Raw genomic sequence first — 13577 nt, forward strand, 5'->3', positions numbered from 1 at the left:
CGATGACCGGGAGGGCGGACTGTTGACGGCCGGCAATGGGGAGATCGTGGTCTCCCAACTCACCAAGCAATACAAGCAACTGCGGGCGGTCGACAACCTGTCGTTCACCGTCCGCCCGGGTCGGGTGACCGGATTCCTCGGTCCCAACGGCGCCGGCAAGACCACCACGCTGCGGATGATGCTCGGCCTGGTCCGACCCACCGCCGGCACCGCCACGTTCTCCGGGGTCCGCTACGTCGACCTGGACGAGCCGATCCGCCACGTCGGGGCGGTCCTCGAGGCGTCCAGCGCGCACAAGGGCCGCACCGGCATCAACCACCTGCGTTTCATCTGCGCCGCGGCCGGGCTGCCGAGCCAGGCCGCCGACGAGGCGATCAGCCGGGTCGGGCTGGACTCGGCCACGAAGCGCAAGTTCAAGGGCTACTCGCTGGGCATGAAGCAGCGGCTGGGCATCGCGGCCGCGCTGCTGGGCAACCCGAAGGTGCTGATCCTCGACGAGCCCGCCAACGGCCTCGACCCCGAGGGCATCCGCTGGATGCGCGACCTGCTCAAGTTCCTCGCGGCCGAGGGCCGCACGGTGCTGGTCTCCAGCCACCTGCTCGGCGAGATGCAGCAGCTGGCCGACGACGTCGTGATCATCGCCGCGGGCAGGCTCGTCCGCCAGGGGCCGGTCGACGAGGTGCTCGGCTCGATGGCCGGGCTGGCCCAGGTCCGGGTGCGCAGCCCGCGTGCCGCCGACCTGGCCACGGCACTCACCGCTCAGCAGGCCACAGTCACCGCCCTGCCCGACGGCGCCCTGGCGGTGTCCGGCCTCGAGGCGGCCCGGGTGGGCAACATCGCCTTCACCGCCGGGATCGAGCTGCACGAGCTCACCGGCGAGAAGGCCGACCTGGAACAGGTGTTCCTGCAGCTGACGGCCGGAAAGGCGGGCATACGATGAACCTGGTCCGAGCCGAACTACTCAAGATCCGCACGACCAACACCTGGTGGATCTTCGGAATCGTCACCTTCGTGCTGTGGATCCTCGCCGTGCTCTGGAACTGGGGCGAGAGCTACCAGTTGACGCAGATGACCGCGGACGGAGGCCTGGAAGGAGACGGGGCCGACCAGATCGTCGCGTCCGCGGATCCGGTGAACATCGCGAGCACCCTCTACACGAGCGGGCAGTTCCTGGGACTGCTGATGGTGCTCATGCTCGCCACGATCGTGGTGACCAACGAGTACTTCCATCAGACCGCGACCACCACGTTCCTGCTGACCCCCCGCCGCGAGGCGGTGGTCCTGGCGAAGCTGGTCGCGTCGGTCATCCTCGGACTGATCTTCTGGCTGGTCACCACGGTGCTCAACCTGATCGCCGCTCCGATCCTGCTGACCGTGCTCAAGGTCGACCTTCAGCTCGGCGAGCCGGCGGTGTGGCGGGCGATCGGGCTCAACGGGTTGGCCTATGCGCTCTGGGCGATCCTCGGCGTCGGCGCCGGCATCCTGATCCGCAGCCAGCTCGGCGCGACGATCACGCTGAGCTCGGTGTACGTGATCGGCACGTTCGGCACCTCGCTTCTCTTCTTCCTGCTGACCTCACAGTTCGGCGAGGGGATCAACAAGCTCCAGGTCCTCGTCCCCACGATGGCGTCCGACCTCATGGTGTCGGGCAAGGAGCTGCCCGGCAGTCCGCCGCAGTGGGTGGGCGTGGTGGTCCTGATCGGCTACGCCCTGATCGCGGGCGTGCTCGGCACCTGGATCGCGAAGCGCCGCGACGTCTCCTGAGGCGTCAGCCACGTCACACCAGCCCCTTCGATCTCATTCCCTAGGTCACAGTCCGGACGTCCGAATGGCTACGCCGATGCCACGGCGTAGCCTTGACGCCGAATCCTTCGTGCTCTGTGACGAACGTCGCGTGCTGACAACATGGTGAAAGAGGCGAACACGGAAGTGTCGACCCAGCAGACCTCGCATGAGAATCCACTCGCGGATTTCGGTCCCAACGAGTGGATCGTCGACGAGATGTACCAGCGCTATCTGGCCGACCCCACCAGCGTCGACCCGGCCTGGCACGACTTTTTCGCCGACTACAAGCCGGCCACGGCGGCGGGCTCGATCGCGACGCCTGACGAGGCCACGGCCGCCAACGCGAAGGCCACCGCCGCGAAGGCAGGCACCGACGCACCCGCCGCCGCGACGGTCGCGCCCGAGAAGCCGACCGTCCCGGCCGCGCCGGCCACGACCCCGGCGTCCGCCCCCGCGGCGGCACCGGCCACGCCGAAGGCCGCACCGGCGCCCGCCAAGGCCGCCGCCAACGGTGGCGTCCCGGCCGACGCAAAGGTGACCACGCTGCGTGGCGTCGCCGCCAAGATCGTGCAGAACATGGGCGCCTCCCTCGAGGTGCCGACCGCCACCTCGGTGCGCGCCGTGCCGGCCAAGCTGCTGGTCGACAACCGCATCGTCATCAACAACCACCTGGCCCGGGGCCGCGGTGGCAAGGTCAGCTTCACCCACCTCATCGGGTGGGCGCTGGTCCGCTCGGTCATGGCCCATCCGGAGATGAACAACTCCTTCGCCGAGGTCGACGGCAAGCCCGCCCTCGTCGCGCCGGAGCACATCAACCTCGGCATCGCCATCGACCTCGTCAAGAAGGACGGCTCGCGCACGCTCGTCGTGCCGTCGGTCAAGAACTGTGAGCAGCTGGACTTCCGGCAGTTCTGGCAGGCGTACGAGGACATCGTCCGGCGCGCCCGCCGCAACGAGCTGACCATGGACGACTACGCCGGGACGACGATCTCGCTGACCAACCCCGGCGGCATCGGCACCGTGCACTCCATCCCGCGGCTGATGACCGGCCAGAGCGCCATCATCGGCGTGGGCGCGATGGAATACCCGGCGCCGTATTCCGGCATGTCCGACGAGACCCTCACCGAGCACGGCGTCAGCAAGGTCACCACGCTGACCAGCACCTACGACCACCGGGTCATCCAGGGTGCGCAGTCCGGCGAGTTCCTCAAGTCGATGCACGAGTTCCTGCTCGGCGAGCACTCGTTCTACGACGACATCTTCACGTCGCTGCGGATTCCGTACGAGCCGGTGCGCTGGGTGCGCGACGTCGCCCGGACCTCCGAGGGGCAGATCGACAAGGCCGCGCGGGTGGTCGAGCTGATCCACGCGTACCGGGTGCGCGGTCACCTGATGGCCGACACCGACCCGCTCGAGTTCAAGATCCGCCGGCACCCCGACCTGGACGTGCTCCAGCACGGGCTTACCCTGTGGGACCTGGACCGGACCTTCCCGGTCGGCGGCTTCGGCGGCAAGCAGAAGATGCGGCTGCGCGACGTGCTCGGCGTGCTGCGCGACACCTACTGCCGCCGGGTCGGCATCGAGTACATGCACATCCAGGGCCCCGAGGAACGGCGCTGGATCCAGGACCGCATCGAGATCAAGTACACCAAGCCGAACCAGGACGAGCAGAAGCACGTCCTCAACCGGCTCAACGCCGCCGAGGCGTTCGAGACCTTCCTGCAGACCAAGTTCGTCGGGCAGAAGCGGTTCTCGCTCGAGGGCGGCGAGTCGCTGATCCCGCTGCTCGACGCCGTGCTGCAGTCGTCGGCCGAGGCGGGCCTCGACGAGATGGTCATCGGCATGGCCCACCGCGGCCGGCTCAACGTGCTCGCGAACATCGTCGGTAAGCCGTACGAAAAGATCTTCAACGAGTTCGAGGGTCAGATGGACCCGAAGTCGGCGCACGGCTCGGGTGACGTGAAGTACCACCTCGGCCAGACCGGCAAGTACACGACGCCCGACGGCGAGAACGCCACCACCGTCAGCGTGGTCGCCAACCCCTCGCACCTCGAGGCCGTCGACCCGGTGCTCGAGGGCATCGTCCGCGCCAAGCAGGACCGCCTCGACCTCGGCCTGCACGGATACACGGTGCTGCCGGTGCTGGTGCACGGCGACGCCGCGTTCGCCGGTCAGGGCGTGGTCGCCGAGACGCTGAACCTCTCCCAGCTGCGCGGCTACCGCACCGGCGGCACGGTCCACGTCGTGGTCAACAACCAGGTCGGCTTCACCACCGCCCCGGAGTACAGCCGCTCGTCGCTCTACTCGACCGACGTGGCCCGCATGATCCAGGCGCCGATCTTCCACGTGAACGGCGACGACCCGGAGGCCGTCGTCCGGGTGGCCAAGCTCGCCTTCGAATACCGCCAGGCGTTCAACAAGGACGTCGTCATCGACCTCGTCTGCTACCGCCGCCGCGGCCACAACGAGGGCGACGACCCGTCGATGACCAACCCGCGGATGTACGAGATCATCGACACCAAGCGCTCGGTCCGCAAGCTCTACACCGAGGAGCTGATCGGCCGCGGCGACATCACCGTGGACGACGCACAGGAGCAGCTGCGCGACTACCAGTCGCAGCTCGAGCAGGTGTTCAAGGCGACCCGGGACACGGCGGGATCGCCGCCGCGGGTGCGCCCGGCCCCGGCTGACGCGCCGGAGCCCCAGGTCGAGACCGCGGTCGACGCGGCCGTGGTCAAGTCGGTGGGCCAGGCGCACATCGAGCTGCCGGAGGGCTTCACCCCGCACAAGCGGGTGCAGCAGCTCCTCGAGCGGCGCGTCAAGATGTCCACCGGCGGCGGCATCGACTGGGGCTTCGGCGAGCTGATCGCGTTCGGCTCGCTGCTCAACCAGGGCGTCACCGTCAGGCTGGCCGGCCAGGACTCGCGCCGGGGCACGTTCGTGTCGCGGCACGCCTCGATCGTCGACGCCAAGACCGGCGATGACTTCCTGCCGCTGTCCACCCTGGCCACCGGCACCGCCCGCTTCTTCGTCCACGACTCGCTGCTCAGCGAGTACGCCGCGATGGGCTTCGAGTACGGCTACTCGGTGGAGAACCCGGACGCGCTGGTTCTCTGGGAGGCCCAGTTCGGCGACTTCGTCAACGGCGCCCAGTCGATCGTCGACGAGTTCATCTCCTCCGGCGAGGCCAAGTGGGGTCAGCAGTCGTCGCTGGTGCTCCTGCTCCCGCACGGCATGGAGGGCCAGGGTCCGGACCACTCGTCCGGCCGGCCCGAGCGGTTCCTGCAGCTCTGCGCGCAGGACAACATGCGGGTGGCCAACCCGACCACCCCGGCCAGCTACTTCCACCTGCTGCGCCGCCAGGCCCTGTCCAGCAAGCGCAAGCCGTTGATCGTCTTCTCGCCGAAGTCGCTGCTGCGCCACAAGCTGGCGGTGTCGTCGGTCGACGACTTCACCAACGGCACGTTCCAGCCGGTCCTGGGCGACGCCGGCATCAACGGCACGCCGCTGGACGCCTCGGCGGTCAAGCGGGTCCTGCTCTGCTCGGGCAAGGTCTACTACGACCTGTTCCAGGCTCGTGCCGAGCGGGGCAACACCGACACGGCGATCATCCGGATGGAGCAGATCTACCCGCTGCCGGTCGAGGAGCTCAAGGCCGTGCTGAGCCAGTACCCCGAGGCGGAGGACTTCGCCTGGGTGCAGGAGGAGCCGGCCAACCAGGGCGCGTGGTCCTTCGTGGCGCTCAACCTGCTGGAGCACCTCGAGGGCGTCCGGCTGCGCCGCATCTCCCGCCCGGCGGCGGCCGCCCCGGCGGTCGGCTCGGCCAAGATGCACGAGGCGGAGCAGTCCGCGTTGGTCGAGGCCGCCCTGCCGCGACCCTGATCGAGACAACGAGGTGACGGGCGTCCCACCATCGTGGGACGTCCGTCGTCTTTGCGCATCTGACTGTTTTTGGCAACCTGTCCCGCGTAAGTTGCGGGCATGTCTGTGCGCAAGATCATAAACTCGTCGCTTCGCCGGCTCACCGGCTACGAGGTTCGCAAGTACCAGCCGCCGAAGCCGCCTAAGAAAAAGGCCCCGCCGAAGCCGGCACCCCAGCCGCCGACGCTGCACGACTTCACCAAGCTGAGCGTCTATCTGGAGTCGACGCCCACCGCGTTCCTCGAAGCGCTCGGCTGGCAGGCCGACGAGGTGGCGAAGGTCGCGGACGAGTTCGACGAGGTGTACGCCCGCCTGGACGAGCGCTACGAGCAGACCGAGACCGTCTTCCCGCCGCGCTGGGGCGTGGAGCAGGGCACCGGCCTGGCCCTGTACGGCCTCGTCCGACTGCTCCGACCCGGCAATGTCGTGGAGACCGGCGTAGCCGACGGGCGGTCGTCGTTCATGATCCTCAGCGCCCTCGAGCGCAACGGAAACGGCATGCTGCACAGCTTCGACGTCCGGGCCGAGGCGGGCAACCTGGTCCGCGGCCACGAGCAGTGGAACCTCACGATCAGCGACGCCAAGGACCCGCGGCGCAGCTTCACCGAGGCCATCGCCAAGCTCGAGACCATCGACATGTTCCAGCACGACAGCGACCACAGCTACGCGAACCAGATGTTCGAGTACGAGTCCGCGTGGCCGAAGATCCCGGTGAACGGTGTCCTCGCCAGCGACGACGCCGACCTCACCAAGGCGTACCTCGACTTCGCCACCCGGACCGGGCAGAAGCCGCAGTTCCTGTTCGACCGCCGGAAGATCCTCGGTGCGCTGCGCCGCCAGGAGCCCGAGGCCGGCTGACCCGGTCTCGGCCCCTACTATCCAGGGCATGTACTTCACGGACAGAGGCATCGAAGAGCTGGTCCAGCGGCGTGGCGAGGAGACCGTCACGCTCGAGTGGGTGGCCGAGCAGCTGCGGACGTTCGTCGACGTCAACCCGGAGTTCGAGACGCCGATCGAGCGGTTCGCCACCTGGCTGGCCCGCGATGACGAGGACGATGAGGAGTAACCCGCTCGGCGACCGGCCCGTACGCCGGATCGAGCGGGACCCGGAGATCGAGGTCGGCCGGGACGCGTGGTGGGCGAAGATCCCCGCCGTCGCGGCCGTCCTCGACCACGGCCTGAACATCCCGGCCGGCGTCACCTTCCTGGTCGGCGAGAACGGCTCCGGCAAGTCGACGCTCATCGAGGCGCTCGCCGTCGCTCACGGGCTCAACCCGGAGGGCGGCTCCCGCTCCGTCCGGCACAGCAGCCGGGTCACCGAGTCGCCGTTGGGCGAGGCGCTGAAGGTCGTCCGCACCCCCGGACGGCGGGCGAACGGCTACTTCCTGCGCGCCGAGACCATGCACGGGCTCTACACCTACCTGGAGAACCTGCCGGGATCCCCCGACTTCGACCTGCACGACCGCAGCCACGGCGAAGGCTTCCAGGAACTACTCTCCCGCAAGTTCCACGGCTACGGCTTCTACCTGATGGACGAGCCCGAGGCACCGCTGTCGTTCACCTCGACGCTCGGCCTGCTCGCCCGGCTCGACGCGCTGCGGGCGGACGGCGCACAGGTCGTGGTCGCGACCCACTCCCCCCTGCTCACCGCCCTGCCGGAGGCGACGATCCTCGAGCTCGGCGAGCACGGCATCCGGCGGACGAACTGGGACGACCTCGAAGTCGTCACGCACTGGCGCCGCTTTCTCGAGAGCCCCGGCGGCTACCTGCGCGGACTGCGGTGACTGAGCACGCTGGACGGGATTTTTCGGCATTGGGCTCGCCGATCATCGACATCTTTCGAGAAACTTCTTCGTTGCCGCAACCTGTTTTCGATCTGCGTTGGATGCAACAGTGATGAGAGTTAGGCATGACATTTTCGTGATGGCCGATCGATGATCCCGCCGGAGAAGCGCGGCAGGATCATGAGATGTTGGGGCGCAGGCCATGGTCTTCCGGAGGTCAGTCATGGGCGCGAACTCTCCCCACTTGAGTGACAGGTCCCAACCCGAAGCATCGGTGACGATCACTGGCGACGCCGACCGCGAGACGCTGGAATTGGCGGTGCACGGCCGCTGGAATCGTGAACTCGCGGCTGATCTGCATTCCGGTGTTCACCAATGCCTGGACGAGCGCCCCACCGCTCTGCTGGTCGACCTCCGTGACCTCGGCGACCCGGGCGGACACAGCGCGCCAATGTGGCTCGCCGCCCATCGGGCCGGCAGCATGCCGCGGCCGCCGGTCCGGCTGGCATTGTGCATCCCACCGGCCACCTCGCTCGCGACCCGCCTGCGCAGGCTCAAAGCAACGACATTTCTGTCGACCTGCGCCACCATGCCCGAGGCCCGCGCCACGCTGGCCAGCGGACTGTTCCTGCCCGATCGCGTGCAGCTGTTGCTGCCACCTGAGCCGGCCTCGGCCGCCCACGCCCGCGAACTGGTCGCGCAGGCCTGCCAGGACTGGAGGCTGGCAGCGCTGCGACACCCGGCCGTCACGATCGCGTCCGAGCTCGTCGCCAACGCCATCGAGCATGCCGCGACGGATCTGCGGCTGACGGTGTCCCGCCGTGGAGCCGGGCTGTACCTGGCCGTCCACGACCACGACTCCAGACTGCCCGTTCTGCTGAACCGTTCTCGCCAGCATCCCGGGGCTTCCTCAGAGGGGCGCGGCTCCACAGAAAGGCGCGGCTCCACAGAAAGGCGCGGCTCCACAGAAAGGCGCGGCTCCACAGAAAGGCGCGGCTCCACAGAAGGGCGCGGCTCCACAGAAGGGCGCGGCTCCACAGAGGGGCGCGGGGACGGCCTGCGTGTGGTTCACGCCGCGGCCACCACCTGGGGCGCCCGCACAAGCCACGACGGCAAAGTCGTCTGGGCGACTATTTCCGGCCGCCACCGGTGACTGGTTGCGGTGTGCGCCGGTGAGCGTGTGGGGTTTGGGGCCCGCAGCGTAGGGTGAAGGCGAGCTGCCGTACCGGTTGGTCGCATTTCGGTGGGATGCTGGCGTTGGAGCTGCTAGGTCCGAATTCGTGATGGTCGCGCCGAGGCAGAAGATCGGAGGTCTCCGATCATGATCAGCGCCCATTTCTTTGACATCGTGGAAAGTACCCGGGGACTGGCGCGGTCGTGACTAGCCGCGATCACCGGCAGCGGGTGACGCAGTTGGTCGCGACACATGGTCCGGATGTGGCACGGCTGTGCGACGCGTGCGTGTCCGGCCTGCCCGGGGTGGATGGAGCCGGCTTGACGGTGATGGCCTCGATGCCGGTGCAGCAGGTCCGATACACCAGTGACGCGATCAGCACCCAGATCGAAGAGCTGCAGGTGACCCTGGGCGAGGGGCCCTGCCACGACGCGCACGCCGCCGGTGAGGCGGTGCTCGCCGCCGACCTTGACGCGGCGGTGTGGCGGCAGCGGTGGCCGATGTTCACGCCAGGGGTCCTCCACGCGGGAGCAGGGGCGTTGTTCGCGTTGCCACTCCAGGTGGGTGTGGTACGCCTCGGTGTGCTCGACCTCTATCGGGTGAAGCCGGGCGTGCTGACCGGCACGCAGTTGGCGGAGGCGCTGGCCTTCGCCGACGCGGCGCTGGAGTTACTGCTGGCCGAGCAACTGCCGGGCGCGGAGGTGCGGGGCAGCGAGGAGCTGTTCACGCACCGGGCGGTGGTGCATCAGGCCACCGGCATGATCAGCGGTCAGCTCCGCATCCCGATGGCGCAGGCATTCCTGCGGCTCCGCACCCGCGCATACGCCAGCGAGACCGGTTTGGAAGAGATCGCGGGCGAGGTCGTGGCCCGGCAGCTGCGGTTCGACGAGCCCGACGGCTCGGACGCCGATGCCACAGAATCGCAACCATGAGGACGGGGCCCCGGGAGGCGGCGGTGAAAACGTCACGAGAGCAGGCGCTCGCGCAGGCATTCGTCGAGTTGTCCGACACGCTGGTGAGCGACTTCGACGTGGTGGACTTCCTGCACACGCTCGCGGGCCGCTGCGTCGAGCTGACCGGGGTGCAGGCGGCCGGGGTGATGCTCGCCGACCAGCGCGGCGGACTGCGGGTGATGGCGTCGTCGTCGGAACAGGCACGCCTGCTGGAGTTGTTCGAGGTGGAAGCCGATGAAGGACCCTGCGTCGAGTGCTACGCCGACGGCACGCCGGTCGCTGACCTCGATCTTCGCGAAGCGAATTCCCGCTGGAAGGAATTCGCCGCCCGGGCACGGGTGGCCGGGTTCCGGTCGGTGCACGCGGTGCCGGTCCAACTGCGCGACCAGACCATCGGGGTGCTCAACCTGTTCGCGACTGCCCCCGGGGCCCTGCCGGAGGGCGACACCGGCACCGCGCGGGCCTTGGCGAACATCACCGCCCTCGCCCTGGTGCAACACCACGCCGTGGACTACCGGCAGGTGCTGGCCGAGCAGTTGCAGCACAGCATGACCAGCCGCGTCGTGGTGGAACAAGCCAAAGGCCTCCTCGCCGAACTGCTCGACCTGGACCTGGCCGACGCATTCACCGAGCTGCGCCGCCACGCCCACCGCACCGGGCGGCGGCTCAGCGACGTCGCCGCCGACATCGCTACCGGCGACTTCACATCGGTCCGGCCGGAGCCGGAGCCCGGACGCAGCCGGGTCCTGCTGATTCGCCGCATCCACGGCAGGGGGATGCGCGAGCTGCGCCACGAGATCAAGACCGCGGGAGCCCGGCACGGTCTGACCTCGTCGCAGCAGGCCGCGTTCACCCTGGCGATCCACGAAGCCGCCGTGAACACGCTCGAACACGGCGGCGGCACCGGGCACGTCATCGTGTGGCGCCACACCGGGAGTCTCTACGCCGAGATCAGCGACCACGGCCCCGGCTTTCCCCCCGGCTTCCAGGTGCACACCGGCTCCCCGTACACCGGCTCAGGTCAGGAACGCGGCCTCTGGGTGATCAATCGAATCTGCACCAGCCTGGACATCGACACCAGCACCGCCGGCACCCACCTCCTGCTGCGCTACGCCCTGAACAGCCCACCAACGGACGCGCGCCACCCAGGAGCGGGCTGAAGCATCAGGTCTCGCCGTCGGGCTGCGTGGCCGGAGGATAGTCAAACGTGGCGGCGAGCCTCATCAGCCGCAACAACCAGTCCACCATTGGGGACGCCGCGCACACCACCACCTGACACCCCTCGGCACTTCCCTGCTCATGCAGCCGAATCAGCAGCCGCAACCCGGCCGCGTCGCAAAACTCGACCCGCGACGTATCCAACGCCAGCACCGACGTGCCCGCCACCAACTGGCGCAGCCTCGACCAGACCGGTTCCACAGCGGAGAAGTCCAGGCTTCCGGACAAGGTCACCGCACGCACGCCGTCGCGCACCGGTGCTGCGGACACTCGGAAGTCGGCTCCGGGGTCGAAAATCGAAGGTGTCTCGTCCGGCAAGGGCGGTCGTTCCTGGCGCACAACTCGGGCGGCCCGGCTCGGCCGCCCGGACCGGCCGCGGGCCACCGTCCCCCGCGGCCGAGGCCGCCTCACCGGGCGAGCAACGCCTGCCGACCAGGATGGGTCCGGGCCGATGGCTCGCCACCTGGGGCCGCCTCGCCAAACCGGCGCCCTCCACCGTACGACGACGGCACGAACCTTCCAAACCACAGGCTTGTGCGAGCCCCGGCGCGATCCTTTCCGGGCCGGTACGTTGAGGCTTGTGGCAAGCAGCGTCTACGTCGCCGGGCTCGGTCCGTCGGTCGGCAAGGGAACAGTCGCGCTGGGGCTGGTCGAGCTGCTGTCGCGAAAGGTCGCCCGCATCGGGGTGTTCCGCCCCCTGGTTCCCGGCACGGGTGAGGATCCGCTGCTCACCCTGCTGATCAGCCGTTACCCGCTGGCCGGCGGATACGACGACTCCTTCGGCGTCACCGCGACCGAGGCGGCCGCCCTGGTCGCCGACGGCCGACGCGAGGAGCTCATCTCCCGCATCGTCGACCGCTATCGCGCCCTTGAGCGCGACTGCGGCTCGGTCGTCGTGATCGGCAGCGACTTCGCCGACGGGCAGGACGAGGGCCACGACGAGCTTCCCCGCGAGCTCGCGTTCAACGCCCGGCTGGCCACCGAGTTCGGCAGCGTGGTCCTGCCCGTCGTCAGTGGTCAGGGGCGGAGGACCGAGCTCGGTGCGGCCGTGCGGTCGGCGTACCATTCGCTCCTCGATCTTCATGCGACGGTGCCGGCGGTGATCGCAAACCGGGTGCCCGCCGGGGTGGAGACCCCGGACGGCCTGCCCGTGCCGGTCTGGGCCATTCCTGAGGTGCCGGCCGTCGCGGCGCCGACCGTGGCCGAGGTCGCGGCCGCCCTCGACGCGATGGTCGTGACCGGCACCGAGGACGCCCTCGACCGCGACGTGCGGGACTACGTCGTCGGCGCGGCCCACGTGCCCGCCCTCCTCGACCACCTGACCGACGGCGCGTTGGTGATCACCCCCGGCGACCGGGCCGATCTGCTGGTCGCGGCCAGCGCCGCGCACGCCGCCGGCAATGTGACCCTCGCCGGGCTGGTCCTGACCCTCGGCGAGTTCCCCGACCCCCGCGCCGTGCGGGTCATCGAGCGGCTCAACACCGGCCTGGCGATGCTGGTCGTGCAGACCGACAGCTACCACACGATCAGTGCCGCCGGCCGCATCCAGTCCCGGCTCAGCACCGTCACCCCACGCAAGATCGAGGCGGCGCTCGGCGCCTTCGAGGAACACGTCGACACCGCCGAGCTCGACGGGCTCCTCGACGTGACCCGCTCCAGCCGGGTCACCCCGCTGATGTTCGAAAACGACCTCATCGACCGCGCCCGCGCCGACCGCCGCCACCTCGTGCTGCCCGAGGGAACCGAGGAGCGCATCCTGCGCGCCACCGACACCCTGCTCCGCCGCGGCGTCGCCGACCTGACCCTCCTCGGCGACCCGGCCGAGATCACCAGGCGAGCCCGCGAGTTGGGCCTCGACATCGGCGCCGCCCGCCTGGTCGACCCGGCCACCAGCAGCTGGCGCGACACCTTCGCCGAGCGTTACGCGGAGCTGCGCAAACACAAGGCCGTCCCCCTCGACCTCGCCTACGACGTGGTCCGCGACGTCAACTACTTCGGCACGATGATGGTCGCCGCCGGCCTCGCCGACGGCATGGTCTCCGGAGCCACCCACACCACCGCCGCGACCATCCGCCCCGCCTTCGAGATCATCAAGACCATCCCCGAGGTCTCGGTCGCCTCGAGCGTCTTCTTCATGCTGCTCACCGACCGCGTCCTCGTCTACGGCGACTGCGCCGTCAACCCCGACCCCGACGCCGCCCAACTCGCCGACATCGCCCTCTCCTCCGCCCAAACCGCGGCGGCCTTCGGCATCGAGCCCCGAGTGGCCATGCTGTCGTACTCCACAGGCAGCTCCGGCGCCGGCGCCGACGTCGAAAAGGTCGCCGCGGCCACCGCCCTGGTCCGCGCCCGCCGCCCAGACCTGCCGGTCGAGGGCCCGATCCAGTACGACGCGGCCATCGACCCGGCGGTCGCCGCCACCAAACTCCCGGACAGCACGGTGGCCGGCAAGGCGACGGTCTTCGTCTTCCCAGACCTGAACACGGGCAACAACACCTACAAGGCGGTCCAACGCTCGGCCGACGCCGTCGCGGTAGGCCCGGTCATGCAGGGCCTCCGCCGCCCAGTCAACGACCTCTCCCGAGGCGCGACGGTCAAGGACATCGTCAACACGGTGGCCATCACGGCGATCCAGGCCCGGGCATGAAGATCCTGGTCTTGAATTGTGGCTCGTCCTCGGTCAAGTACCGCCTCTTCGACGACTCCCCAGCGGCCGTGGCCACGCGCCAGCCGGGGTCGCCG

General features: G+C 69.3%; 11 protein-coding genes. 10 read left to right on the forward strand and 1 reads right to left on the reverse strand.

The genetic code is table 11. From position 1 onward, the window contains the following. Window positions 1–19 precede the first annotated feature (19 nt). The 9 genes from AB0M36_RS09215 (at window position 20) to AB0M36_RS09255 (ending at window position 10777) form a co-directional block, all read left to right on the forward strand. Entirely contained in the window at window positions 20–940 is a 921-nt protein-coding gene (locus AB0M36_RS09215) for an ABC transporter ATP-binding protein (RefSeq protein WP_364155400.1), read from the forward strand. Continuing rightward, window positions 937–1764: an ABC transporter permease subunit gene (locus AB0M36_RS09220; protein WP_364154741.1), complete on the forward strand. Its 828-nt coding sequence runs from the start codon at window positions 937–939 to the stop codon at window positions 1762–1764. Before AB0M36_RS09215 ends, AB0M36_RS09220 begins: the two co-directional genes overlap by 4 nt. Window positions 1765–1929: 165 nt before the next feature. Then, the gene (locus AB0M36_RS09225; RefSeq protein WP_364155401.1) at window positions 1930–5667 is read left to right on the forward strand and encodes a multifunctional oxoglutarate decarboxylase/oxoglutarate dehydrogenase thiamine pyrophosphate-binding subunit/dihydrolipoyllysine-residue succinyltransferase subunit; all 3738 of its coding nucleotides are present in this window, start codon (window positions 1930–1932) and stop codon (window positions 5665–5667) included. Between the two features lie 99 nt (window positions 5668–5766). Continuing rightward, a complete protein-coding gene (locus AB0M36_RS09230; RefSeq protein ID WP_364154744.1) occupies window positions 5767–6564 on the forward strand; it encodes a class I SAM-dependent methyltransferase in 798 nt (265 codons plus the stop codon). A gap of 28 nt (window positions 6565–6592) precedes the next feature. After that, window positions 6593–6772, forward strand: coding sequence for a DUF6104 family protein (locus AB0M36_RS09235; RefSeq protein ID WP_364154747.1), 180 nt, complete (start codon window positions 6593–6595; stop codon window positions 6770–6772). Next, window positions 6762–7490 carry an AAA family ATPase gene (locus AB0M36_RS09240; protein WP_364154750.1) on the forward strand — a complete coding sequence of 243 codons (729 nt, stop codon included), beginning with the start codon at window positions 6762–6764 and terminating at the stop codon, window positions 7488–7490. The genes AB0M36_RS09235 and AB0M36_RS09240 overlap by 11 nt, the downstream gene beginning before the upstream one ends. Before the next feature lie 223 nt (window positions 7491–7713). Beyond that, window positions 7714–8643 carry an ATP-binding protein gene (locus AB0M36_RS09245; protein ID WP_364154753.1) on the forward strand — a complete coding sequence of 310 codons (930 nt, stop codon included), beginning with the start codon at window positions 7714–7716 and terminating at the stop codon, window positions 8641–8643. A 350-nt stretch (window positions 8644–8993) separates the two neighbouring features. Beyond that, on the forward strand, window positions 8994–9596 hold the full coding sequence (locus tag AB0M36_RS09250; protein ID WP_364155403.1) for an ANTAR domain-containing protein: 603 nt from the start codon (window positions 8994–8996) through the stop codon (window positions 9594–9596). Window positions 9597–9619: 23 nt separating this feature from the next. Then, window positions 9620–10777 carry an ANTAR domain-containing protein gene (locus AB0M36_RS09255; RefSeq protein WP_364154756.1) on the forward strand — a complete coding sequence of 386 codons (1158 nt, stop codon included), beginning with the start codon at window positions 9620–9622 and terminating at the stop codon, window positions 10775–10777. Between the two features lie 4 nt (window positions 10778–10781). Here AB0M36_RS09255 and AB0M36_RS09260 read toward each other — a convergent pair whose 3' ends face one another. Further along, complete coding sequence (locus tag AB0M36_RS09260) at window positions 10782–11153, reverse strand: STAS domain-containing protein (RefSeq protein WP_364154759.1); 372 nt, start codon at window positions 11151–11153, stop codon at window positions 10782–10784. Window positions 11154–11406: 253 nt separating this feature from the next. Between AB0M36_RS09260 and pta the strand changes: the two genes are divergently transcribed. Next, window positions 11407–13482, forward strand: a complete 2076-nt coding sequence (pta, locus tag AB0M36_RS09265; RefSeq protein ID WP_364154762.1) for a phosphate acetyltransferase — start codon at window positions 11407–11409, stop codon at window positions 13480–13482. Window positions 13483–13577: the final 95 nt, after the last annotated feature.

Origin of the sequence: Actinoplanes sp. NPDC051346, assembly GCF_040682215.1 — a bacterium.
In the GTDB taxonomy this organism is placed as follows: domain Bacteria; phylum Actinomycetota; class Actinomycetes; order Mycobacteriales; family Micromonosporaceae; genus Actinoplanes.